The organism is Blattabacterium cuenoti (assembly GCF_014252295.1).
GTDB classification, from domain to species: domain Bacteria; phylum Bacteroidota; class Bacteroidia; order Flavobacteriales; family Blattabacteriaceae; genus Blattabacterium; species Blattabacterium cuenoti_V.
The window spans coordinates 206,026-230,026 of the sequence record NZ_CP059215.1; the positions used below are offsets into that span (position 1 = coordinate 206,026).

Consider the following 24,001-nt stretch of genomic DNA (forward strand, 5'->3'; position numbering starts at 1 on the left):
GAATATTTTACTTTATATGATCAAATTCGGTATAAGGAACCAAAACTTTAGGAATGTTAATTTTATTTTTAGTTTGGTTATTTTCTAATAGAGCAGCCATAATTCTTGGTAAAGCTAAAGAACTACCATTAAGAGTATGACAGTATTTCATTTTTCCTTTAAGAGTTCTGTATTTAATATTTAATCTATTAGATTGAAAATCATTACAGTTAGATATAGAACTTACTTCTAACCATTTTTTTTGTGCTATAGAATAAACCTCAAAATCATAAGTCATAGAAGAAGAAAATCCAAGATCAGGAGCATTTAAACGAATTAGACGAAATGGCAAATTTAAAGATTTTAAAATACTTTTAACATGCAAAATCATTTCTTCTAAAGAAATATTTGATGATTCTTGTGTAGTGATTTGAATGATTTCCACTTTTTCAAATTGATGCAACCTATTCAACCCTCTAACTTTAGATCCATAAGACCCTGCTTCTCTTCTAAAACAAGAAGTATGAGTAGTAGCTTTAATAGGAAGATCTATATCTGTGAATATTTTATCTCTATAACAATTCATAATAGGAATTTCTCCGGTAGGAATTAAATAAAGATTATCTCTCTCTATGAAATACATTTGATTTTCTTTATCTGGAATTTGTCCTGTAGAATATCCAGATTTTTCATTTATAAGATAAGGGAGACTGTATTCTTTATATGAAGCTTGGATGTTTTTATCTAAAAAAAATTGAATTAAACTTCTTTGTAATTTTGCTCCTTTTCCCATACAAACTGAAAAACCAGGAGCACTTATTTGTGTACCTAAATTTGAGTCAAATAAACAAAACTTTTTAGACAATTCCCAATGTGGAAGTGGAGTTTCAATATTACAATTCATCTTTCCTTCTTGAAAAAGAATATCGTTTTTTTCAAAATTATTTCCTATTTTATCATTAGGAATGTTAGGAATTTGGTTTAATTTTTTTTCTAAAATTTTTATAATTTTTTGTAACTTAATATTTACATTATTTTTTTCTCTCTTTAAAAAGAGAGATCTTTCTTTCAAAAATTCTATTTGAGTTTTTTCACCAGAATTTATAATTTTTCCTATTTTTTTGGATATTAAATTTTCTCTTTCTAATATTTTGTTCAGTACATTTTGAACTATTTTTTTTTTTCCGTCTAAAATTAATATTTCATCTATCAGATGTATTTCTTGAAAATTTCTTTTTTTCAATCCTAATAAAACTTTTTCTCTATTTTCTCGTATAAAAGAAGTTCTCAGCATATATAATAGAATAAAATACTGTTTGTTATAATTTGAACAAGATACAAATAAAATTTTCTATATTTGTACAATGCGAATGCATAATCCTGTTTTTAGAATTCGAAACAAATTTGATCAATATTTTTTGAAAGATAAAAATATAGCAAAAAAAATTGTAAAAATTCTTTCTTTTCAAGATTATGATTCTGTAGTAGAAGTAGGTCCTGGATTAGGAATTTTAACCCAATATTTATTAAATTATCGTAATAATATTTTTTTAATAGAAATTGATGGTGAATTAATTTCCTTTTTAAGAAAAAATTTTTCTATTTCTAGAAACAGAATTATTCATAAAGATTTTTTAAAATGGAGTCCTGAAGAGGTAAACTTGCGAAAGTTTGCAATTATTGGTAATTTTCCTTACAGTATTTCTTCTAAAATATTATTTCATATATTAAGATATAACCAATATATACCAGAATGCGTTGGCATGTTTCAAAAAGAAGTAGTTAAACGTATTACATCTCATGCAGGAGAAAAAACTTATGGTATCTTATCAGTTTTAATTCAAACATTTTATGAGGTAAAACATATTTTTACTGTAACTAAGAAAGTTTTTTATCCTATTCCAAATGTAAAATCCGCAGTTGTTTTTTTAAGAAAAAAAAATAATCCTTTACATTGTGATAAGGATTTATTATTCAAATGTGTTAAAACAGCCTTTAATCAAAGAAGAAAAAAATTAAGAAATTCTTTACAATTATTTAAACATCTTCCAAACTTTTATGATATATCATTTTTGAATAAAAGAGCAGAAGAATTATCTGTAAAAGAATTTCTCAAACTAACAAAAGAAATAGAAATTAGAATAGGATATGACTAAATTACTAGATGGAAATCAATTAGCAATAGAAATAAGAAAAGAAATTTCCAATGAAATAGAAAAAAATATTATAAATAAAAAACAACGAGTTCCACATCTCGGAATTATTTTAACAGGAAACGACCAATCTAGTATCACATACGTAAATAGTAAAATCAAAGAATGTAAAAATATAGGAATAAAATCTTCTTTAGTTCATTTACCATTAGGATCTTTAGAGAAAATTTTATTGAAAGAAATCAAAAAAATGAATAAAAATCCATTAATAGATGGATTTATTGTTCAATTACCCATTGAAAAACATATTAATCAAAATAGAATAATTTTATCTATCAATCCTAAAAAAGACGTAGATGGGTTTCATCCTGAAAATTTTGGAAAAATGGCTTTAAATATGAAAGCATTTTTTCCTGCAACTGCATTAGGAATATTAACTCTTTTAGAAAGAAACAAAATTAATATTTCTGGAAAACACACTGTAGTCCTTGGAAGAAGTAATATAGTTGGAAGACCTATTAGTATTTTAATGAGTAGGAAATGTAATTTTGGTAATAGTACTGTAACCTTAATTCATAGTAAGACTCCAAATATAGAAAATTATACAAAACAGGCTGATATCATTATAGTTGCAATTGGTATTCCAGAATTTATTAAAGGAAAAATGATTAAAAAAGGATCCATTGTTATAGATGTAGGAATAAATAGCAAAAAGGATGAAAAAAAAATAATAGGAGATGTTGATTTTCATAGTGTTTATGGAATAGCATCATATATTACTCCTGTTCCAGGTGGAGTTGGGCCCATGACTCGTGTCATGTTATTAAAAAATACTTTAATAGCTGCATTGAATAATAGAAAAGAAAAATAATAGATGAAAGGAATTTCATTTCCTATAAAAGAATCTTTCTATTCCATTCAAGGAGAAGGTTATTATTATGGTATAGCTGCATATTTTATTCGTTTTGAAGGGTGCAATATAAAATGTGATTGGTGCGATACAAAAGAAAGCTGGAAAATAGAAAAAAAAGATTTTGTTCCTATTCATCAAATTATTACTAATATTAGCGATTATGCTGTAAAAAATATAGTAATTACTGGAGGGGAGCCTATGATGTGGAATTTATATCCTTTAACAAAAATTCTTAAAAAAAAAGGATATCGAATTCACGTTGAAACCTCAGGATCTTATCCTATAAAAGAAAAATATATAGATTGGATTACAGTTTCTCCTAAAGAAATAAGACCTCCTTTAAAGGAAAATTATAAAAAGACTAATGAGTTAAAAATCATTATTTCTAATGAAAAAGATTTTCATTTTGCAGAAGAACAATCCATTCATGTAAATACTACTAATTGTTTTCTATTTTTACAACCTGAATGGAATCATTTGGATAAAATCCTTCCAAAAATAATCTTCTACATAAAGAAAAATCCAAAATGGAGAATCTCTCTTCAAATTCATAAAATTTTAAAAATTCCTTAATTCAATTTTTAGAATTGGAATAATGTCTTTTTTTTAGAACATTTATAACATCTTGTATAGAAAAACCTTTTTCATGTAAAAGAATCAGATAATGAAAGAGTAAATCTGAAGATTCATTTAAAAATAAATTTTTATTATTGTCTTTAGATTCAATAATAAGCTCTACTGCTTCTTCCCCTAATTTTTGAGATATTTTATTAATTCCTTTTTTTGATAATTGATATATATAAGAATTTTTTTTCTTTTGATTTATTCTATTGGCAATTAAATCTTCTAAATAAAATAAAAAATTCTTTTTATTAATTTCTTTCCAACATGTATCTGTTCCTTTATGACAAACAGGTCCGGCAGGTTCTGCTTTAATTAATAATGTATCTTCATCACAATCTATCAATATTTTTTTAATAAATAAGTAGTTGTTACTTATTTCTCCTTTAGTCCACAATCTTTTTTTAGATCTACTATAAAAAGTAACTTTTTTCTCATGAATACTTTTTTCATAAGCTTCTTGATTCATATATCCGAGCATTAATACTTTATCCGTGTTTACATCTTGAATAATCACAGGTATTAAGTCTACAGATAGATTACAGAATATTTTTTCTTTGAAAAATCCTTCTTTCATAAAAATTATATTGTAGTTCTAACAGGTATATGAAAACGTTCTAAATAATATTTTAAATTTGAAATTTCTATTTCTCTATAATGAAATATGCTAGCAGCTAGAGCTGCATCTGCTTTTCCAATATGAAATATTTTATAAAAATCTTCTAATTTTCCAGCTCCACCTGAAGCAATGACAGGAATAGAAATATTTTCTGATATTTTTCTAGTAATATCTAAAGCAAATCCGTTTTTTGTTCCATCATGATTCATTGAGGTCAATAATATTTCTCCTGCTCCTCTATTAAAAGCTTCTTTAGCCCAATCTAAAGTTTTTGTTTGAGTAGAAATTCTACCTCCATTTAAATACACCCACCATTCATTGTTCTCATATTTTGTATCAATAGCTAATACAATACATTGACTTCCAAATCTTTTAGAAAGATCCTCTAGAAGATTTGGATTTTTAAAAGCAGCTGTGTTAATAGATATTTTATCTGCTCCAGCATTTAATAATAATTCTACATCTTCTTCTTCTCGAACCCCTCCTCCAACTGTAAAAGGAATATTAATATGACTAGAAATATCTCGTACTAAACTAGTCAACGTTTGACGTTTTTCATTTGTAGCTGTTATATCCAAAAATATTAATTCATCTGCTCCTTGTTTCGTATACCAACAAACTAATTTAATTGGATCTCCAGCGTCTTTTAAATGTTGAAAATTAACACCTTTAACTGTTCTTCCATTTTTAATATCTAAACAAGGGATAATACGTTTAGCTAACATATTTATTTTTATTATTCTTTTTTTGCCAATTTTTAAGCTCTAATAATGATATTTTATTTTCATATATAGCTTTTCCAATAATCACTCCACCACAACCTAAATTGTATAATCTATTTACATCTTCTATATTTCTAACACCTCCACTTGCTATAAGTTGAATATTTGGAAATTTTTGAATAATTTCCTTGTATAATGAAAAAGAAGGTCCGGTACCAGAAAGAACTCCATCTCTAGATATATCCGTACAAAAAAATTTTTTTATTCCATAATTTTTTTTTTCTTCTAAAAAATCAAAAAATGGAATATCAAAAAATTTTGTCCATCCATTAGTTGCAATTTTTTTATTTTTAAGATCTACTCCTAATAAGATTTTATCTTCTCCATAAATATGAAGAATTTTTTTCAAAAGCATTGGTTTTTTTACAGCAATACTACCAATAGTAGCCATATCCCCACCATTTTCAAATACAGTACGAACATCCTCTTCAGTATGAATACCTCCTCCAAAATCTATAATCAGACGTGTATGTTTTGCTATTTTTTCTAAAATTTTCCAATGTACTACTCTCCCTTTTTTTGCTCCGTCTAAATCTACCAAATGAAGTCTAGATATTCCATTATTTTCTAATAAAAAAGCCGTTTCTAACGGATTAGAATTATAAATTTTTTTTCTTTGAAAATCACCTTGTGTTAAACGAACGCATTTTCCATCAATTAAATCTATAGCTACTATAATATTCATCCATTAATTATTTTTATAATCGTATAAAATTTTCCAATATTTTATGCCCTACATAAGAAGATTTTTCTGGATGGAATTGCACAGCATAAAAATTTTTTTTTTGTAAAGCGGCACTATAAGAAATTATGTACTCTGTTCTTGCTGTTGTATATTTTCCTAAAGGAGCATAATAACTATGAACAAAGTATTGATAACTACCATCTGGAATATTTTCAAATAAAGGTCCTTTTAGGTTATGAACAGTGTTCCAACCTATTTGAGGAATTTTATCATTTCTGTTCTTTGATTGAAATTTTTTAACTAACAAATTAAAAATTCCTATACATGTAGTGTTGCTTTCTTCTGATAACTTACAAAGTAATTGCATTCCCAAGCATATTCCTAATACAGGTTGTTCCAATTCAGATAAAAGTACATCCAATTTCTTTTCTTTCAAATATTTCATTGCACAACTAGCTTCTCCTACTCCTGGAAGAATAATTTTCTCTGCATTTTTAATAGACTCTTTAGAATCTGTGACTATTGCTTTGACTCCTATCCTTTCTAGAGAAAAAAGAACAGATTGTACATTTCCAGCAGGATATTTTATGATAATTGTTTTCATAATTTTTCATTAAAAATTTTTTTACAATAGACCTTTAGAACTTGGTATTTTATTAGAAGAATTTTTTCTTATTGCCATTTTAATAGATTTTCCAAAACACTTAAAAATGGATTCTATTTTATGATGTTCATTTTTTCCTTGTGAATGGATATATAAATTGCATTTTGCAGATACAGAAAAAGATTTAAAAAAATGATAAAACATCTCTGTAGAAACTTTTCCTATTTTTTCTCTAAAAAACTTGACTTTCCATATTAATTGACTTCTACCTCCAAGATCTAACGCTACTGTGGATAAACTATCGTCCATAGGAATCAAATAAAATCCATAACGTTCTATTCCTTTTTTATTTCCTAAAGATTTATCAAAAATTTCTCCTAAAGCAATTCCAGTATCTTCTATAGTATGGTGCTCATCTACGTAGAGGTCTCCTTTTGTTTTAATATTCAAATCAATAGAACTATGAAATGCCATTTGTTGTAGAAGATGATCAAAAAAACCAATTCCTGTTTGAATATGGGACGACCCTTTTCCATTTAGAAAAATGGATATTTTAACATTTGTTTCTAGCGTAATACGATTGTGTTCTAATCTATTATTGGAAATGGATAATAAATATTCATAAATATTTTTCCAACTATTTGTTTTTAAAGATATTGTTTTTTTTAAATCTTTTTTATTTATAGTGGAGTAATAATCTTTTTCATCTTTCGTTAAATTTTTATAGTGATCATTTTCTTTTATCCATATAGATTTGCATCCTAAATTTTTAGCGAGTAATACATCAGTTAATCTATCTCCAATAACAAAAGATTCAGAAATATTGTATAAACCATTTGATTGCAAATAATTAACAAGCATATCTATTCCAGGTTTTCTGGTAGAAGACTTTTCTTCTGGAAAAGTTTTATCTATATGAACAGAAGAAAAATTAATTCCTTCTGATTTTAGAACATTTAAAATATGATTATGAATAGGCCAAAATATTTTTTCAGGAAATTTTTCCGTTCCTAAACCATCTTGATTAGTAACCATTACTAAATCATAGTTTAGATCTTGTACTATTTTTGCTAAAAAAAATATAACCTTCGGATAGAAATTTATTTTTTCAATAGAATCTATTTGATATGTATGGTGGTTTTCTCTAATAAGAGTACCATCTCTATCAATAAATAATACTTTTTTCATTATTTTACTTTTTTATTTTTTGAATGGAGTATTTTTTAATTTGATTAATTAAATACTCGTTTTCTTTGTGAATTCCTACCGTAATTCTTAAACAATTATTGCATAAAATAATTTTGGAACGATCTCTAACAACAATTTTTTTCCCTACCAAATATTGATAAAGATTTTTTGAAGAAAAATTGAGTTTTGTTTTAATTAATAAAAAATTAGCAGAACTAGGGTATACTTTTTCTATAATAGGAATTTTTTCTAATGATTTTTTTATATATTCTCTTTCTAAAAGAATATTTTTTAAATGATAAAAAAACAAATCTCTATTTTCGAGAGATTGTATAGCAATTTTTTGAGAATGAAGACTGATATTATATGGATGTTTAATTTTATTCATCCATTGAATAATATCTGCAGAAGCAATAGCTATTCCTATTCTCAAACCTGCTAACCCCCAAGATTTAGAAAGTGTTTGCAAAATAATTAAGTTTGGATACTTATCAATATCCAAGGATAAAGATTTTTGATTTGAAAAATCAATATAAGCTTCATCTAAAACAACAATTCCTGTAAATTTCTTGATAAGATATTCAATATCTTTTCTTTTTATATCGTTTCCTGTTGGATTATTTGGAGAACAAATAAAAATAATTTTACTTTTCTTAGTAAGAGATTTTTCTATTTTTTCCAAATCTAATTGATATTTTTCCTTTGTAAGATAAATTTTCACAATATTTACTCCATGAATTTTTCCACTTACTTCATACATACCATAAGTAGGAGGAAAAATGATAGAATTGTCTACTTCTGGACGAGAAAAAATACGATAAATTAAATCAATAATTTCATCACTTCCATTCCCCAAAAATATTTTAGATGAAGGTATATTTTTTAAATTAGATATTTTCTCTTTTAGTTCCTTTTGCAAAGGATCTGGATATCTATTATAAGAGTTCAAAAAAGACAAAGGAGATCCAAAAGAATTTTCATTAGCATCTAAGAAAACATAATTTTTCTCTTTATCATGTTCTATTCTTGCGGATATATAAGGATCTACTTCTAAAATATTCTTTCTTATTATAGAATTCAGATTAAAACTAGAACTACAATTTTTATCTTTACTATTGTTCATGCATTTAAAATTCATTTTTGTAATCTAATATTAATGGATTTTTGGTGTGCTATTAATCCCTCTTCGGAAGATAAAATATTTACACATTTCGATAAATTTTGTAATCCTTCTTTAGATATTTTTTGAAAAGTAATTTTTTTTACAAAGCTATCTACAGATACTCCACTATAAGATTTTGCATAACCATATGTAGGTAATACATGATTTGTTCCAGAAGCATAATCTCCAACACTAACTGGAGAATAATTTCCTAAAAAAACGGAACCAGCGTTAATTACTTTTTTACTCCAGTAAGAAGAATCATTACAATTAATAATGAGATGTTCTGGAGCTATTTGATTTATTAAATCCATACATTTTTTTAAAGAAGAACAGACAATCATTTTACTATTTTTTATAGATTTTTCAATGATATCCTGTTTTTCAGTTATTTGAGAAAATTGCTTTTTCAATTCTTCTTTTACTTTTTCTATCCAAAATTTATTGTTGGTGGTTACTAAAAGAATATAACTTTCTGGATCATGTTCAGATTGAGATAGTAAATCGGAAGCAACATATTCAGGATTTGCTTTTTCATCAGCCATAATAACAATTTCTGAAGGACCTGCAGGGATGTCTATAGATACAATTCCATTGTGTGAAACAATTTGTTTAGCTATTGTAACATAAGAATTACCAGGTCCAAATATTTTGTATACAGAAGGAATGCTTTCAGTTCCATAAGCCATAGCAGCTATTGCTTGAACACCTCCTACTTTGTATACACTTGTTATTCCAATATATCTAGCTGTATATAATATAGATGGATGAATATCTCCGTTCTTATTGGGAGGACTGCATAAAATAATATTTTTACATCCAGCTATTTTTCCAGGAACTCCTAACATCAATACAGTAGATAATAAAGGAGCAGATCCTCCTGGGATATACAAGCCTACTTTTTCTATTGGGATAGATTTTCTCCAACAAAAAACTCCTGTTGTTACTTCTATTTTTTTTTCTTCATGTACTTGTTTTTGATGAAAAAATTCAATATTCTTATGTGCAATTTCTATGGATTTTTTCAAAGAATTTGAAACTTTCATGTTTGCTTTTTGAAAATCTTCTTCTGTAACTTGAAGATTTTTTACGTTAACATTATCATACTTTCTAGTATAACTTCTTACAGCAGTATCTCCATAGTTTTTTACATCATTTATAATAGGAAACACTAAATCTGTTAACTGAGAAATTTTTTTCGATGATCTATTTAAAATAGATTTACATGTTTTGTATGTAGGATCAATATACACTTGAATCATAAATTATAGTATAATTTTTTCTATTGGTAGTACTAATATATCTTGCGCTCCAAGTGCTTTTAAGTTTTCTACAATTCCCCAAAAATCATTTTCGTTTACAACGGAATGAACAGAACTACATTCTGAATTAGCTAGAGGAAGAACAACTGGGCTTTTAATTCCTGGAAGGTAAGATATTATTTTTTCTAATCGTTCATTGGCAACATTTAATAAAATATATTTATTATTCTTTGCTTTTTTTACAGCTCTAATTCTGAATAATAATTTATCCATAATTATATTTTGAGGATGTCCTAAATATAAATTTGAAGCTAATACAGCTTCAGATTGAAGAACTGTTTCTACTTCTTTTAGTCCATTCATAAAAAGTGTAGAACCACTACTAACTAAATCGCAAATACAATCAGCTAATCCTATTCCAGGTGCAATTTCTACAGCTCCAGATATTTCGTGAATTTCTGCATTGATATATCTTTTTTTGAAAAATTCTTGAACTAAAAAAGGATAACTTGTTGCAATTTTTTTCTCGTTTAAATCTTTTATATTATTATAAGATAAAGATTTAGGGACAGCAATAGAAAGTCTACATTTTCCAAAGCCTAAAGCTTCTTTTATTTTTATTTTTTTTCTTTTTTCTAAAAGAACATTTTTTCCTACAATTCCTATATCAGCCACTCCATCTTCTAAATATTGAGGGATATCATCATCTCTTAAAAAAAGAATTTCTAACGGAAAGTTAAGAGCCGTTGTTTTTAATTTATCTATGCCAATATTAACTTCAATACTGCAGTCTTTCAGTAATTTTATTGAGTCGTCATAAAGACGCCCTGATTTTTGAATAGCTATTTTAAGTTTATCCATAAGGAAAAAATAACAAAAGCTTACTGTTGTAAGCTTTTTAATAGTAGATTAAATTAATGCATTAAGGCAAATATAAAAACTATTTTGAATATTTTATAATTAAATTGATCAACTAAAAATAACATAATTTAAATGAAAATTATTAGTTATAATATAAATGGAATAAGATCTGGAATTAATAAAGGATTATTTGATTGGATTGAAAAAAAAAATCCAGATATCTTATGCTTACAGGAAATAAAAGCTTTTCCAGAACAAATAAATACAAAAATTTTGGATAAATTAGGATACAATTATTATTGGCATCCTTCAAGAAAAAAAGGTTATAGCGGTGTCGGAATTTTATGCAAAGAAAAACCTATTCATGTGGAATATGGAATAGGATATGATCCTATTGATGAAGAAGGGAGAGTATTGCGTATAGATTTAAAAAAATTGTCAGTAATTAGCCTTTATCTTCCTTCAGGAAATAATATAAAAAAAAGATTGAGTTTTAAATTTCTTTTTATGAAAAAATTTTTTTTTCATATGAAAAAAATCATAAATCAATTCAATAATCTTATTGTTTGTGGAGATTACAATATCTGTCATCATGAAATAGATATTTATGACCCTATTAAACATCAAAAAATTTCTGGTTTCTTATTAGAAGAAAGAGAATGGATGACTAAGTTTATTAACTTAGGATTCGTAGACAGTTTTAGAAAATGTGTAAAAGATGCGCATCATTATAGTTGGTGGAGTTACCGTTTTAATTCTAGAATAAAAAATAGAGGATGGAGAATTGATTATATTATGGTTAGATCTTTTTTAAAAGAAAAAATTAAAAATGCTTATTTATTGTCAAATGTAAAATTTTCTGATCATTGTCCTTCTGTATTAGAATTTATAGATCTATAAAATGACCTGACTGGGATTCGAACCCAGGACCCTTACATTAAAAGTGTAATGCTCTACCATCTGAGCTACCAGGTCTTCTAAATCAAATTATTAATCATTTCATTGAGAAAACAAATATACTATAAATTATGAAAATCACTTTAATAGGATACATGGGAAGTGGAAAAACTTCTATAGGAGAAAGATTATCTCAGATAATAAATTATAATTTTTATGATTTAGATTCTATTCTTGTTGAAAGTGAAAAAGATTCTATTTATAATCTCTTTAAAAAAAAAGGAGAACTTTCTTTTAGAAAAAGAGAACATTCAGTTTTAAAGAAAATTTTAAAAAATAAAGATAAATATGTTTTGTCTGTTGGAGGAGGAACTCCTTGTTTTCATAATAATATTTATTTATTGAATAGATATTCAAAAACATTTTATTTACAAACGAATAGTTATACATTATTCAGAAGGTTACTTTTAGAAAAAAATTCAAGACCTTTAATTTCTCATCTATCTAAAAATGAATTGTTTCAATTTATTATGAAGCATTTATCACAAAGGATTTATTTTTATGAGAAATCTTATCAAAAAATTAACGTAAGTGCAAAATCTAAAGATGATATAGTTCAAGAACTTATAAAATATATTAAAATATGATAACACATCATCATGTTTTTATAGAGAAAATAAAAAAATATTTATCATTTCAAATAAAAAAAAAAGTATGTGTTGCTTTAAGTGGAGGATTAGATAGTATGGTTCTAATCAATCTATTACTTCACATTTCTAACATTGAATTAGAAGTAGCTCATTGCAATTTTACATTAAGAAATAAAGAATCGGATGAAGATGAAATTTTTATAAAAAACTTTTGTATAAAAAAAAAAATTATATGTCATGTTAAGAGATTTGATACTTTAAATTTTGCTAAAAAAAATAAATTATCCATACAAATGGCTGCTAGAAGACTTAGATATGATTGGTTTTTTGAGTTATTAAAAAAAAATTCGTATGAATACATAGTTTTAGGGCATCATCTCAATGATTCTATAGAAACTTTTTTTCTCAATATTTTGAGGGGGACTGGAATCAAAGGATTGTTAGGAATACCACATAAAAATGAAAAATTTTTACGGCCTCTTTCTGATTTTACAAAAAAAGAAATACTACATTATGCTAAAACAAAAAATATAAAATGGAGATCTGATAGTAGTAATCAAGATACTAAATATTTAAGAAATAAAATTCGTTTAATTTTATCCGAATTTTCTTCTTTTTCATCTTTTTTTTATAGAGGGTTTGAAAAAACCATAAATTATCTTTATGATGAAAATTTTTTAATAGAAGAAAGAGTAAAAGAAATCCATCACAAAATTACAGTAGAAAAAAAAGATAATCCATTTTTTTGGAAAATAAAATGTAGTAAGATAAAAAAACTACATCCTTTATCCTTTTACTTATTTAAATTATTTTCTCCATACGGATTTAACGATATAAAAAGTCTCAAACATCTTATTCAGGCGCAATCAGGAAAACAACTTATATCAAAAAAATATCGTATTATTAAAAATAGAAATGATTGGATTTTAATTTCCAAAAAATTATTATCCGAAAATAATAAAAAAACTTACACGATATTCAATATAAAAGATGTTGAAAAAGTTTCATTACCTATTAATATCAGATTTTTTTTGGATCCAAAAAAAAAAGATAGAAGAAAAATTTTTCTTGTAGATTTTGATAAAATTCAATTTCCATTATTATTTAGAACGTGGAGAAAAGGAGATTTTTTTTTCCCTATAAAAATGAAAGGTAAAAAAAAGTTAAGTAAATATTATAAAGAAAAAAAATTTTCTCTTTTGGAAAAAGAACAAACATGGTTATTGATTAACGGAAATGGAGATATAATTTTTATTGTAAAAAATCGTTTAGACGATAGGTTTAAAGTAACAAAAAAAACAAAAAAAATATTAGGAATAAAAATATAGTTAATCTATTTTCCACTACATTTACAATTTCAATTAGTATTTTTTTTAATTTTGGAGAATTAGTTGTTCTATTTATTTATGTTTATGAAAATACATAATTTCAATGCAGGACCTTCTATTTTACCCAAAGAAGTTATTAGAAAATCAGCTGAATCTGTAATCGATTTTAATGAATCCGGTTTATCTTTACTTGAAATCTCTCATAGAAGTATAGAATTTTTAGAAATAATAGAAAGAACTACTTCTTTAGTAAGAAAAGTTATGAACTTGAATCATGATTATGCTATTTTATTTCTTCAAGGAGGAGCTACATTACAATTTTCAATGGTACCATATAATTTGATGAATAAAGAAGCCGCCTATTTAGATACAGGTTTTTGGGCAAAAAATGCTATTAAAGAAGCAAAAAAATTTGGAAAAGTAAAAATTCTATTTTCTGGGAAAGATCAAGAATATACATATATATTGAAAAATTATCAAATTCCATGTAATATAGATTATTTTCATTGTACATCTAATAATACAATAGTTGGAACACAGGTAAAAGTTTTTCCTAAAACATCTGTTCCGATAGTTTGTGATATGTCTTCCGATATTTTTAGTAGAAAATTAAATTTTTGTCAATTCAGTTTAATTTATGCTTCTGCACAAAAAAATGTAAGTTCTGCTGGAATGACTATTGTCATAGTAAAAAAAGATGTTTTAGGAAAGATAAAAAGAAATATGTCATCTTATATGGATTATGAAATTCATATAAAGAATAAAAGTATTTTAAATACTCCGAATGTTTTTTCTATTTATACATCTATGTTGACTTTAGAATGGATAGAAAATAAAGGAGGTTTATCTATTTTAGAAAAAGAAAATCAACATAAGGCTAAATTGTTATATGACGAAATAGATAAAAATAATTTTTTTGAAAATAAAATACATAAAGAAGATCGTTCTAATATGAATGTATCCTTTTTTTTAAAAGAGAAAAAACTAGAAGAAGAATTTAATAAAATGTGGAAACAAGAAAATATTGTTGGATTAGATGGGCATAGATTTTTAGGAGGATATAGAGCTAGCATTTATAATGCTCTTCCATTAAAAAGTGTTCAATTTTTGATTGAAGTTATGAAAGAATTTGAAAGAAAATTTTCATCATGATAGAAAATAGATTTTTTTCTATAAAAAAATTAATTCCTAAAAATGTAAAAATATTAGCAGTTTCTAAAAATCAAAAAATTTCTTCTATAGAAAATTTATATAAATTAGGGCAGAGAGATTTTGGAGAGAATTATATTCAGGAGATGATGAAAAAATATAAAGTTTTGCCTAAAGATATCCGTTGGCATATGATTGGAAAAATTCAAAGTAATAAGTTAAAATATATAGTACCTTTTATTCATTTAATTCATAGCGTTCAAAACTTAGAAGAAATTCAAATAATAAATAAAATTGCATTAAAAAATAATAGAATTATTAATTGTCTTTTACAAATAAAAATTAGCAATGAAAAAAATAAATCTGGAATAACTGAGAAAGAGTCTTATAAAATATTGGAAAATAATATTTATAATTCGATGAATAACGTTAAAATAGTAGGAATAATGGGTATGGCCTCTTTTCAAGACCTTACTAAGGTTCGTAATGAATTTTCGTATTTACATACGTTATATAATGAATATAAGAAAAAATACGGACATTATATACTTTCTATGGGAATGAGTCGAGATTATAACATAGCAATAAAATATGGGAGCACTATCATTAGATTAGGAACTTCTCTTTTTGGAGAAAGATGAAAGAATTAACTTCTAATATATTTTATATATTTTTTTATATTTTCTTCTAATTTATCGTCATTCGATACTAATTCCAATGATTGAATAAAAGAACTTCCGATTATTCCTCCATTTGCATATTTACATGAAAAATCAAAGGATTTTTTGTTTTTTATTCCAAAACCAACTAATTTCGGAATATTTGTAGATGATTGTTTTATACGTTCAAAAAAAGATACTTGTTTTTTTCCAAAAAAATCTACTACTTTTCCTGTAGTTGAATTGGAAGATACTAAATATAGAAATCCGTCAGTAATTTCACTGAGAAAAGCAACTCTATGTGAATTTGTTTGAGGAGTCACTAAAAATATCATTGATAATGAATATTTTTTAAATAAACTTTGATATTTATTAATAAAAAGATCTACAGGAAGATCTGGAATAATTAGTCCAGAAATACCTGATTTCTGGCATTTTTTTAAAAATTTATCTTCTCCAAATTTATAAATTTGATTATAATATCCCATAAGAACAATGGGTGTTTTTATTATATTTTTACATTCTTTAATTTGAGAAAATAATAAAGATAGATTCATTCCATTATTTAATGATTTTTTGTTACTGTTTTGAATAATCATACCATCTGCCAAAGGATCGGAATAAGGAATTCCTATCTCTATCATATCAACAGAAAGATCCTGAAGTATTTTTATTATTTTTACTGTGCTATTTAAATTTGGAAATCCAGCTGTAAAATAAATGCACAATATTTTTTCACTTTTTTTTATAAATAAATTATGTATTTTATTCATTGATTAGATAATTTTTCAAAAAATTTTTCATAAATATTAATATCTTTATCTCCTCTTCCAGATAAAGTTACAATAACAACATCATCATTTTTAAATGAAATATTTTTTAATGCAGCTAATGCATGAGAACTTTCTAAAGCAGGAATTATTCCTTCTAATCTTGTTGATTCATATCCAGCTTGCAAAGCTTCCTCGTCTGTAGAAGACAAAAAATGGACACGTTTTTTTACAAAAAGATTGGCAAACATAGGACCTATTCCAGGATAATCTAATCCAGGAGATATAGAATGAGCAGGGAGCACTTGTCCATCTTTATTTTGTAATAGTATAGTCATACTTCCATGTAATACTCCCTGAGATCCACAATGGATAGATGCAGCTGTTTTTCCTGTATTTATACCTAATCCTGCAGCTTCTACTGCTATAAGATTAACTGATTCCGTATCTAAAAAATGATAAAAAGATCCTGCTGCATTACTTCCTCCTCCTATGCAAGAAATTACATAATTAGGAAAATTAGATCCTTCTTTTTCTTTTAATTGTATTTTAATTTCTTCACTAATAATAGATTGAATATCCGCTACCATTTGAGGATAAGGATGAGGTCCAACTGTAGAGCCTATTAAATAATAACTTTCCGGATGATTAATCCAATAACGAATAGCTTCGTTGACTGCGTCTTTTAAAGTTTTATCTCCACTATAAACAGGAAGAACTTCTGCCCCGAGAGTTTTCATCCTAAGAACATTAGTATATTGACGATTTATATCTTTTTCTCCCATAAAAATAATACATTTTAAATTCATTAATGCGCAAGCAGTAGCAGTTGCTACTCCATGTTGTCCGGCTCCCGTTTCGGCAATAATTTTTGTTTTCCCTAATTTTTTTGCTAACAGTGATTGACCAATAGCATTGTTAATTTTGTGAGATCCTGTATAATTTAGATCTTCTCTTTTAAAGTAAATTTTAGCTTTATACTTTTTGGAATATTTTTTGCAAAAAAATAAAGGAGTAGGTCTTCCTGCATAATTTGTTAGTATTTCTTTATATAATTTTTGAAATTCAAAACTTGTAATCAATTTTTTATATTTATCCTGTAAATTTTTTATATTTGGGTATAACATTTCAGGGATAAAAGCTCCTCCAAATTCTCCGTAATACCCATTTTTATCAACAAAGTATTTCATACTTTTCTTATTTTTTTTATAAAAGAATTTAATAAGATATCGTTTTTTTCCCCTGGAAAAATTTCGAATTTACTATTTACATCGATTCCAAACATTTTAGGATGTGTAAAATTTTTAATTTTATCAAAATCTTTTTCTCCAATTCCTCCACTTAAAAAAAATGGAATATCAAAATTATATTCATGAAGTTTTTCCCAACAAAATTTTTTTCCACTACCTCCATTATTATCAAATAGAAAATAAGTACAAAAAGGAATGTAATCTACAATGTTTTCTTTAAAAGAAAAGGAATCATTTATTCTAAAAGATTTAATTATTTTTAATTTTTTCTTAAATAATTTTTTACAATAAAAAGAACTTTCTGTTCCGTGTAATTGAATAAAATCCAATTTATTTCTTTTATTTATTTCCAATAAATTTTCCTCTGATTCATTTACAAAAACACCAACTTTTGATATTCTTTTTTTTAGTTTTGGAATTATAAAATTAAAACCTACAAATCTTGGAGAATGAGGATAAAATATAAAACCTATAAAATCAGGTAATAAATTAGAAATTTTCTGTATATGAGATTTAATTCCACATATCTTTATTTTTAATGATTTATTTATCATATTTTGAAGACAAATATTTTATTAAATTTTTGCAAATTTTTCCAGGATCTTTTCTTTTCATAAAATATTCTCCAATCAAAAAACCTTTAAATCCTTTTTTTCTTAATTCTAAAAGATTATTTATATTACTAATTCCACTTTCTGCTATTTTTATATATTTTTTAGGAATTTTAGAATATAAATTCAAACAATTATTATAGTTTATGATAAAAGTTTGTAAGTCTCTATTATTAATTCCCACAATATCTAAATTATCTGTTATTTTATTTATTTCAAATTCATTATGAATTTCAATAATAACTTCTAATCCAATATCTTTTGCTATTTGAGTAAAATTTTTTATTTGATTTTTAGAGAGGATACTAGCAATTAATAAAATAACATCAGCTCCTATAGATTTAGATTCTATAATTTGATACTCATCTATAATAAAATCTTTTCTAAGTATAGGAATAGAAACTATGGAACGTGATTTTTCTAAATCTTCATTTTTACCAGAAAAAAAATTATAATCCGTAAGTATAGATATACCACTTACTCCTGATAATTCATAATCTTTCACGACCTTTTCTACTGAAACTATATTATTTATAACTCCTCTAGATGGTGATTTTATTTTAAATTCTGCAATAATTCCACTTTCTTTTCTATTTAAACTTTCAATTAAGGAGAAAGTTTTTCTTTTGAATAAGGAACTTTTTTCCAATTCTTTTATAGAATGGGCATTTTTCTTGTTAGAAATTTCTTTTTTTTTAACACATATTATTTTTTCAAGAATTTTCATAAACTCAATAATTTTTTAAGAACATTCTTTGCTTTTCCGCTTTGTAAAGATTGTTTTGCTTTATCATAATTATTTTCAATACTATCCTTATTCAATAAACTTAATGCAAATGCAGAGTTTATCAAAACAACTTCATTTTGATATAAAGTTCCTTCTCCTGATAAAATTCTTGTGAACAGACGCACATTTTCTTCTGTATTTTTTCCTCCTTTTAATTCATCTGGAATTACTTTTATTTTATCTTTTCCTATTCCTATTTCTAATAATTTTTCAACAGAATAAAATTTTTCTCCCTTTGGGGTATAATATTTTATATCATTAGTAAGTGTTATTTCGTCGTATCCATCTATTGAATGAACAATAGCATAATTATTTTTTGTTTCTTGATAGAAGTAATAATAAATTCTAGCAATTTCTAAACTAGAAACTCCTAAAAGTTGATTTTTTGGTTCTCCTGGATTAATTAATGGACCAAGCATGTTAAAAATAGTTTTATTTCCTAATTCTTTTCTTTCTAGAGAAAGAATATTTAAGGTTTTATGAAATACAGGAGCATGTAAATAACAGATTCCAACTTTATCCAACTGATGTTTTAAATTTTCTTCTTTATTTGTGAAGTGATATCCTAAACTTTGCAATATATTTGAAGACCCTGTTATAGATGAAGAATTAAAACTTCCATGTTTAATTACTTTTTCTCCTGCTCCTGCTACAATAAAACATGTTAAAGTGGAGATATTAAAAGTATTTTTTTTATCTCCACCTGTTCCTACTATATCAACAGCATTAAATTCTTTCAAATTAATTTTTATACATAATTCCATTAACGCTTGTCTGAAACCTATTATTTCTTCTAATGTAGGAGTTCTCATGTTATATATAGTTGTTATAGCAATTGCTTGAGTTTTATTAATTTTTCCTTTTGATAATCCTATAAGAAAATTTTTAGCCTCTTTTTTTGTTAAAGTTTTTTCTGAAAAAAGATTTTCTAATATTTTTTCCATGTTTTTCTTCATTATTTTATTTTAACCAATTGCTTATTATTTTTTCTCCATATGGAGTTAAAATAGATTCTGGATGAAATTGAACGCCACAAACATCATAAAACTTATGACGTAGAGCCATAATTTCTCCCTTACCTCCAATAGCTGTAATATGAAGATTTTCAGGAAAATTATTCGGAGATATAATCCAAGAATGATAACGTCCAACTTTAATTTCTTTAGGTAGTTCCTGAAAAAGAATTTCTTCTTGGTCTACAATTTTTATCAAACTAGATATTCCATGATAAACTTTTTTTGTGTTTATGAGAGTGGCTCCGAAAACTTCTCCTATAGCTTGTTGTCCTAAACAAACTCCAAAAATACTTTTAGTAGAAGAAAAAGTTTTTATTAAAGATTTTAAAATATGTGCTTCATCAGGGATTCCAGGACCCGGAGAAAGAATAATTTTATTATATTTTTCTATATCAGAAAGTTGAATTTCATTATTCCTAGATACTTGAACAGGATTTTTTGTTAATTTTTTTACAGCATGAACAAGGTTATAAGTAAAAGAATCATAATTATCTAAAATCAGTATTTTTTTCATATAAACTTCATATATTTTTAGCTAATTCTATAGCTTTAAATAAGGCCATCAACTTATTATTTACTTCTTTTAGCTCATTTTTTTCCTTAGAATCAGCAACAATTCCTGCACCAGCTTGAAAAAAAAGAATATTGTTTTTACTTACAAAGGAACGGATCACAATAGCTGTATTTATATAAGAATTATTCAATCCAAAAAATCCAATCGCGCCACCGTATATTCCTCTATTTTGATTTTCTATTTTATCTATTAACTCCATTGCTTTATACTTAGGTGCTCCTGATAAAGTTCCTGCAGGAAAAGTATCTCCAAATACTTTTATGATTGATATCTTGTCTTCTATCTTTCCAGATACTTTAGATACCATATGTAATACATGAGAAAAAATTTGAATTTTTTTAAATTCTTCTACTTTAACATCTGAAGAATTTTTGCTTAGATCATTTCTAGCTAAATCTACCAACATAACGTGTTCTGCGTTTTCTTTTGTATCCTTAGCCAGAATTTCATATAGCTTTTTATCCTTTTCTTCATTTCCAGATCTACGTATAGTCCCTGCTATTGGGTTGATATAAGCTATTTTATTATTAATAATCAATTGTGATTCTGGAGATGATCCAAATAATTTATAATTTCCGTAATCAAAATAGAAAAGATATGGAGAAGGATTTATAAATCGTAATGCTCGGTATACATTAAATTCATCTCCTAAAAATTTTTGTTGAAATTGTCTAGATAATACTATTTGAAAGACATCCCCCCGTAAACAAGATCTTATACCTTTAGATACCATTTTTTGGTATTCCATATCTGTCACATTTGAAGAACGAGTTCCAATAGATTTAAATGAAAAACAAGGAAAATTTTTCTTTTGAATTAATTCTATTAACTGGTCGATGTAAGTCTTTTTATCAATATTGATATTGAGAAATTGGTGTTCTACTAAATAAATTTCATTGTAAAACTGTCGAAATATTATTAGATTTTTGTAAAAACTAAGTCGTATTTTCGGAAGATTATATGTTTTTTTAATAGGAGCATTAAGTTGAATATTTTCAAAATATTGAATACTATCGTAAGATATATATCCATATAATCCAGTATAATAAGGAATAAAAAGATCTTTGCTTTCAAACTTTTTGAAAAAATCTTCAATCAAAAATTGGATATCTAATCGATCATTTATAAAAATATTTTTATGAATGAAATTTGGATATGATATCTGTAAGACATTATTATTTAGAATAAATTCAGAAATTGGGTTCATGCAAAGTATAGAGGAATTATATTTAAATTTCTGATCATCAGAAATTTCTAGCAATAATGTTTTTGGAAAAATATCTCTTAGTTTTAAATATAATTCTATCGCTGTAGTACTATCAGCTAAAATTTTTTTCTGAATAGTTCTAAAATTAAACTTAAACATGGTTTATGGTATTTTACATGATGAAAAAAAAGGCCGTCATTGAGACAAGCCTTAGAATTAAAAAGGATTTAAGATCCCTCAAAATTAATTTTTTAAGAATACCATTTACTTTAAGATAAGAAATGACATTTACCTATTACAAATATATATAAATTTTTTATAACGAATAAAAATTATAAACAGTATTATAATGGAAATATTTATTTTTTCTTTTTTATTTTTTATATCTCCTTTTTCATCTATATCTATGAAATCTGGAGATTTTTCTATAAAAAATAAAGACATGTTTAATCTGGATAAAGATTGTAAAAATAATACTGGTATGGAAAAGAATAATATAGGTATTAATATTTATAATCCAACTTATCAAGATTATAAATTTTGGACAGAAGAAAATCGATTCAAGAAAGTTTTATTGGATACTGATTCTTTTTCAATTGAAAAATATTATTCTCACAATTTTTTTAAACATGATAATTTTGGATTATTTCATAATATTGGAAATGGAAAAAATTTATTAATTCCCAACAATTTTTTTTTACAAAGAAATTCATATTATTTTCAAAAAATTAGTTTTTTTGAAGATCCTTTTTTTTACCGTGAAAAAATTCAATATTTTGATGTTAAAACTCCTCTTTCAGAAATTTTTTATGAAAATAATTTTTCTCAAGAAAGAGGATTAGGTGGTTTTTTTTCTCACAATTTAAATGAAAAAATTAACTATTCCATAGAGTATAGAAACGTCAAATTCCAAAAAGATGAAATTGACTTTCAGAAAAATCAAGAATTATTATTAACTACTTTTAATTATCAAGATCAAAAAGATGATTTTTATTATAAATTATGGGGTCATTATATTAAACAAAATTTCCTTTTCAAAGAAAAAGAAGAAATCATAAAATGGAAAAACATAAAAAACTATAAAAATGTTTTTTTTGATTTTTTTGATCAAAAAAAAATCAATTATAATAGATTTTATATTAGTTTCCTTCAAAAAATTTTTCCTAAAGAAACTTTTTTTTTTAAAAATTATATAGAATATGAAAAATATTCTAAAAGTCATTGTTTTTCTGAACAGAAAAATAAAATAAATTTTTTTTATTTAAAAAATGGTTTTTTTTTTCTTTTTAAAAAAAATGAATTTGATATAGAAATAGGATCTATTTTTGATAGAATAGATTATGAATTATTTTCTAATAAATATTATTCTAATAATAGAATAGTTCCGAAGAAAAAGCACATAAATAATTTTTCTATAGAAGCTCAAATAAATTATCCCATTAGTAATACTTTTATATTTCATTCATTTAGTAAATGGATGGTGGAATTTAATAATTTGAAGAAACCATTGTTCCATATAAATATGGAATTAAACACTTTTTTATTCCCAAAGTTTCATTTTATCACTCAATTTTATATTACTGAAAATAAAAAACTTTCACCCAATTTTATTCATCTTTATACTCTAAAAGAAAATAATGATTGTTACAATAATAGAAGAAAAAATATGCCATTCTTTGATAAAGAAAGAACAATAGATTTTTCTTTTTCTTACATGAAGAACTATAATATTTCTTTTTATGTATCTAAATTAGGACATTTGTTTCTAGATGAAAAAAAAGAAATGGAAACGTTTTTATATCGTAAATTTATAAAATCATATGGTTTAAAAATTGGAACAAAAAACAAAATATGGAAATTTCAAATTTCCAATCTTTTTTTCTATCAAAAATATGATTCTAATCCATTAATTTTTTCTATTCCTACTTTTTTATCGAGAAATACAATATCTTATCAAGATCGTTATTTTAATAAATCATTATTAATGGAAACTGGTTTTTCTCTCCATTATTTTAATAATTTTTCTTACCAAAGAATTTATTATCCTTTTGATAATTATATTTTTTCTTCAGAAAAAGAATGTTATCCAAATAAAACAGGAAGACATTTATTTATGGATTATTTTTTCAATTTTAAATTGAATAGAATTACATTCTATTTTGGGATTCAAAATATTAATTGTAAAAAATTTTTTAATGAAGAATCATTTATTAGAACTGGTTTATTGTGGACTTTTTTTACTTAAGAAAAAATTTCCTATTTTTAGATTTTTGA

At 24.9% G+C, this 24,001-nt stretch carries 25 protein-coding genes and 1 tRNA gene; 9 read left to right on the forward strand and 17 right to left on the reverse strand.

Features of this window, described 5'->3' with window-relative positions; all coding sequences use genetic code 11:
- Positions 1-7 precede the first annotated feature (7 nt).
- Positions 8-1,273: a serine--tRNA ligase gene (gene serS / locus H0H40_RS00975; protein WP_185869209.1), complete on the reverse strand. Its 1,266-nt coding sequence runs from the start codon at positions 1,271-1,273 to the stop codon at positions 8-10.
- A gap of 70 nt (positions 1,274-1,343) precedes the next feature.
- On the opposite strand from serS, the gene rsmA reads away from it, so the two are divergent.
- Genes rsmA through H0H40_RS00990 form a run of 3 tightly spaced genes read left to right on the forward strand, consistent with a single transcriptional unit; the run spans position 1,344 to position 3,618 of the window.
- Positions 1,344-2,135 (forward strand): 16S rRNA (adenine(1518)-N(6)/adenine(1519)-N(6))-dimethyltransferase RsmA, encoded by a 792-nt coding sequence (gene rsmA, locus H0H40_RS00980; protein WP_185869210.1) that lies wholly within the window; start codon positions 1,344-1,346, stop codon positions 2,133-2,135.
- Complete coding sequence (locus H0H40_RS00985) at positions 2,128-3,003, forward strand: bifunctional 5,10-methylenetetrahydrofolate dehydrogenase/5,10-methenyltetrahydrofolate cyclohydrolase (RefSeq protein ID WP_185869211.1); 876 nt, start codon at positions 2,128-2,130, stop codon at positions 3,001-3,003. Before rsmA ends, H0H40_RS00985 begins: the two co-directional genes overlap by 8 nt.
- 3 nt (positions 3,004-3,006) lie before the next feature.
- Positions 3,007-3,618: a 7-carboxy-7-deazaguanine synthase QueE gene (locus tag H0H40_RS00990; RefSeq protein ID WP_185869212.1), complete on the forward strand. Its 612-nt coding sequence runs from the start codon at positions 3,007-3,009 to the stop codon at positions 3,616-3,618.
- 1 nt (position 3,619) lies between these two features.
- On the opposite strand, the gene hisIE is transcribed toward H0H40_RS00990, so the two are convergent.
- The 8 genes from hisIE to hisG are packed head-to-tail and all read right to left on the reverse strand — an operon-like array spanning position 3,620 to position 10,829.
- Positions 3,620-4,243, reverse strand: a complete 624-nt coding sequence (gene hisIE / locus H0H40_RS00995) for a bifunctional phosphoribosyl-AMP cyclohydrolase/phosphoribosyl-ATP diphosphatase HisIE (protein WP_185869213.1) — start codon at positions 4,241-4,243, stop codon at positions 3,620-3,622.
- A 5-nt stretch (positions 4,244-4,248) separates the two neighbouring features.
- A complete protein-coding gene (gene hisF / locus H0H40_RS01000; protein WP_185869214.1) occupies positions 4,249-5,010 on the reverse strand; it encodes an imidazole glycerol phosphate synthase subunit HisF in 762 nt (253 codons plus the stop codon).
- Positions 5,000-5,752, reverse strand: a complete 753-nt coding sequence (gene hisA / locus H0H40_RS01005; RefSeq protein ID WP_185869215.1) for a 1-(5-phosphoribosyl)-5-[(5-phosphoribosylamino)methylideneamino]imidazole-4-carboxamide isomerase — start codon at positions 5,750-5,752, stop codon at positions 5,000-5,002. The genes hisF and hisA overlap by 11 nt, the downstream gene beginning before the upstream one ends.
- A 13-nt stretch (positions 5,753-5,765) precedes the next feature.
- Positions 5,766-6,356: an imidazole glycerol phosphate synthase subunit HisH gene (gene hisH, locus H0H40_RS01010; protein ID WP_185869216.1), complete on the reverse strand. Its 591-nt coding sequence runs from the start codon at positions 6,354-6,356 to the stop codon at positions 5,766-5,768.
- A 21-nt stretch (positions 6,357-6,377) separates the two neighbouring features.
- On the reverse strand, positions 6,378-7,544 hold the full coding sequence (gene hisB / locus H0H40_RS01015; protein WP_185869217.1) for a bifunctional histidinol-phosphatase/imidazoleglycerol-phosphate dehydratase HisB: 1,167 nt from the start codon (positions 7,542-7,544) through the stop codon (positions 6,378-6,380).
- A gap of 4 nt (positions 7,545-7,548) precedes the next feature.
- Positions 7,549-8,667: a histidinol-phosphate transaminase gene (hisC, locus tag H0H40_RS01020; RefSeq protein WP_238785692.1), complete on the reverse strand. Its 1,119-nt coding sequence runs from the start codon at positions 8,665-8,667 to the stop codon at positions 7,549-7,551.
- A gap of 11 nt (positions 8,668-8,678) precedes the next feature.
- The gene (gene hisD / locus H0H40_RS01025) at positions 8,679-9,968 is read right to left on the reverse strand and encodes a histidinol dehydrogenase (protein WP_185869219.1); all 1,290 of its coding nucleotides are present in this window, start codon (positions 9,966-9,968) and stop codon (positions 8,679-8,681) included.
- A 3-nt stretch (positions 9,969-9,971) separates the two neighbouring features.
- On the reverse strand, positions 9,972-10,829 hold the full coding sequence (gene hisG, locus H0H40_RS01030; protein ID WP_185869220.1) for an ATP phosphoribosyltransferase: 858 nt from the start codon (positions 10,827-10,829) through the stop codon (positions 9,972-9,974).
- Between the two features lie 132 nt (positions 10,830-10,961).
- Between hisG and H0H40_RS01035 the strand changes: the two genes are divergently transcribed.
- Positions 10,962-11,729: an exodeoxyribonuclease III gene (locus H0H40_RS01035; RefSeq protein ID WP_185869221.1), complete on the forward strand. Its 768-nt coding sequence runs from the start codon at positions 10,962-10,964 to the stop codon at positions 11,727-11,729.
- A gap of 2 nt (positions 11,730-11,731) precedes the next feature.
- Here the strand turns inward: H0H40_RS01035 and H0H40_RS01040 are convergent.
- Positions 11,732-11,804, reverse strand: a tRNA-Lys gene (locus H0H40_RS01040).
- Positions 11,805-11,857: 53 nt separating this feature from the next.
- Between H0H40_RS01040 and H0H40_RS01045 the strand changes: the two genes are divergently transcribed.
- From H0H40_RS01045 to H0H40_RS01060, 4 genes are all read left to right on the forward strand, one after another.
- Positions 11,858-12,373 (forward strand): shikimate kinase, encoded by a 516-nt coding sequence (locus H0H40_RS01045; RefSeq protein ID WP_185869222.1) that lies wholly within the window; start codon positions 11,858-11,860, stop codon positions 12,371-12,373.
- Positions 12,370-13,704 carry a tRNA lysidine(34) synthetase TilS gene (gene tilS, locus H0H40_RS01050; protein ID WP_185869223.1) on the forward strand — a complete coding sequence of 445 codons (1,335 nt, stop codon included), beginning with the start codon at positions 12,370-12,372 and terminating at the stop codon, positions 13,702-13,704. The genes H0H40_RS01045 and tilS overlap by 4 nt, the downstream gene beginning before the upstream one ends.
- Positions 13,705-13,788: 84 nt before the next feature.
- Positions 13,789-14,856, forward strand: coding sequence for a 3-phosphoserine/phosphohydroxythreonine transaminase (gene serC / locus H0H40_RS01055; RefSeq protein WP_185869224.1), 1,068 nt, complete (start codon positions 13,789-13,791; stop codon positions 14,854-14,856).
- Positions 14,853-15,494: a YggS family pyridoxal phosphate-dependent enzyme gene (locus tag H0H40_RS01060; protein WP_185869225.1), complete on the forward strand. Its 642-nt coding sequence runs from the start codon at positions 14,853-14,855 to the stop codon at positions 15,492-15,494. Before serC ends, H0H40_RS01060 begins: the two co-directional genes overlap by 4 nt.
- Positions 15,495-15,499: 5 nt before the next feature.
- Here H0H40_RS01060 and trpA read toward each other — a convergent pair whose 3' ends face one another.
- Genes trpA through H0H40_RS01095 form a run of 7 tightly spaced genes read right to left on the reverse strand, consistent with a single transcriptional unit; the run spans position 15,500 to position 21,886 of the window.
- Positions 15,500-16,285 (reverse strand): tryptophan synthase subunit alpha, encoded by a 786-nt coding sequence (gene trpA, locus H0H40_RS01065; protein ID WP_185869226.1) that lies wholly within the window; start codon positions 16,283-16,285, stop codon positions 15,500-15,502.
- The gene (trpB, locus tag H0H40_RS01070) at positions 16,282-17,472 is read right to left on the reverse strand and encodes a tryptophan synthase subunit beta (protein ID WP_185869227.1); all 1,191 of its coding nucleotides are present in this window, start codon (positions 17,470-17,472) and stop codon (positions 16,282-16,284) included. Before trpB ends, trpA begins: the two co-directional genes overlap by 4 nt.
- Complete coding sequence (trpF, locus tag H0H40_RS01075; RefSeq protein WP_185869228.1) at positions 17,469-18,086, reverse strand: phosphoribosylanthranilate isomerase; 618 nt, start codon at positions 18,084-18,086, stop codon at positions 17,469-17,471. The genes trpB and trpF overlap by 4 nt, the downstream gene beginning before the upstream one ends.
- Positions 18,076-18,870 carry an indole-3-glycerol phosphate synthase TrpC gene (gene trpC / locus H0H40_RS01080; protein ID WP_185869229.1) on the reverse strand — a complete coding sequence of 265 codons (795 nt, stop codon included), beginning with the start codon at positions 18,868-18,870 and terminating at the stop codon, positions 18,076-18,078. The genes trpF and trpC overlap by 11 nt, the downstream gene beginning before the upstream one ends.
- The gene (trpD, locus tag H0H40_RS01085) at positions 18,867-19,874 is read right to left on the reverse strand and encodes an anthranilate phosphoribosyltransferase (protein WP_185869322.1); all 1,008 of its coding nucleotides are present in this window, start codon (positions 19,872-19,874) and stop codon (positions 18,867-18,869) included. The genes trpC and trpD overlap by 4 nt, the downstream gene beginning before the upstream one ends.
- 16 nt (positions 19,875-19,890) lie before the next feature.
- Positions 19,891-20,460: an anthranilate synthase component II gene (locus H0H40_RS01090; RefSeq protein ID WP_185869230.1), complete on the reverse strand. Its 570-nt coding sequence runs from the start codon at positions 20,458-20,460 to the stop codon at positions 19,891-19,893.
- Between the two features lie 7 nt (positions 20,461-20,467).
- Positions 20,468-21,886, reverse strand: coding sequence for an anthranilate synthase component I family protein (locus tag H0H40_RS01095; RefSeq protein ID WP_185869231.1), 1,419 nt, complete (start codon positions 21,884-21,886; stop codon positions 20,468-20,470).
- Positions 21,887-22,076: 190 nt separating this feature from the next.
- Between H0H40_RS01095 and H0H40_RS01100 the strand changes: the two genes are divergently transcribed.
- Positions 22,077-23,972 carry a putative porin gene (locus H0H40_RS01100; protein ID WP_185869232.1) on the forward strand — a complete coding sequence of 632 codons (1,896 nt, stop codon included), beginning with the start codon at positions 22,077-22,079 and terminating at the stop codon, positions 23,970-23,972.
- Positions 23,973-24,001 lie beyond the last annotated feature (29 nt).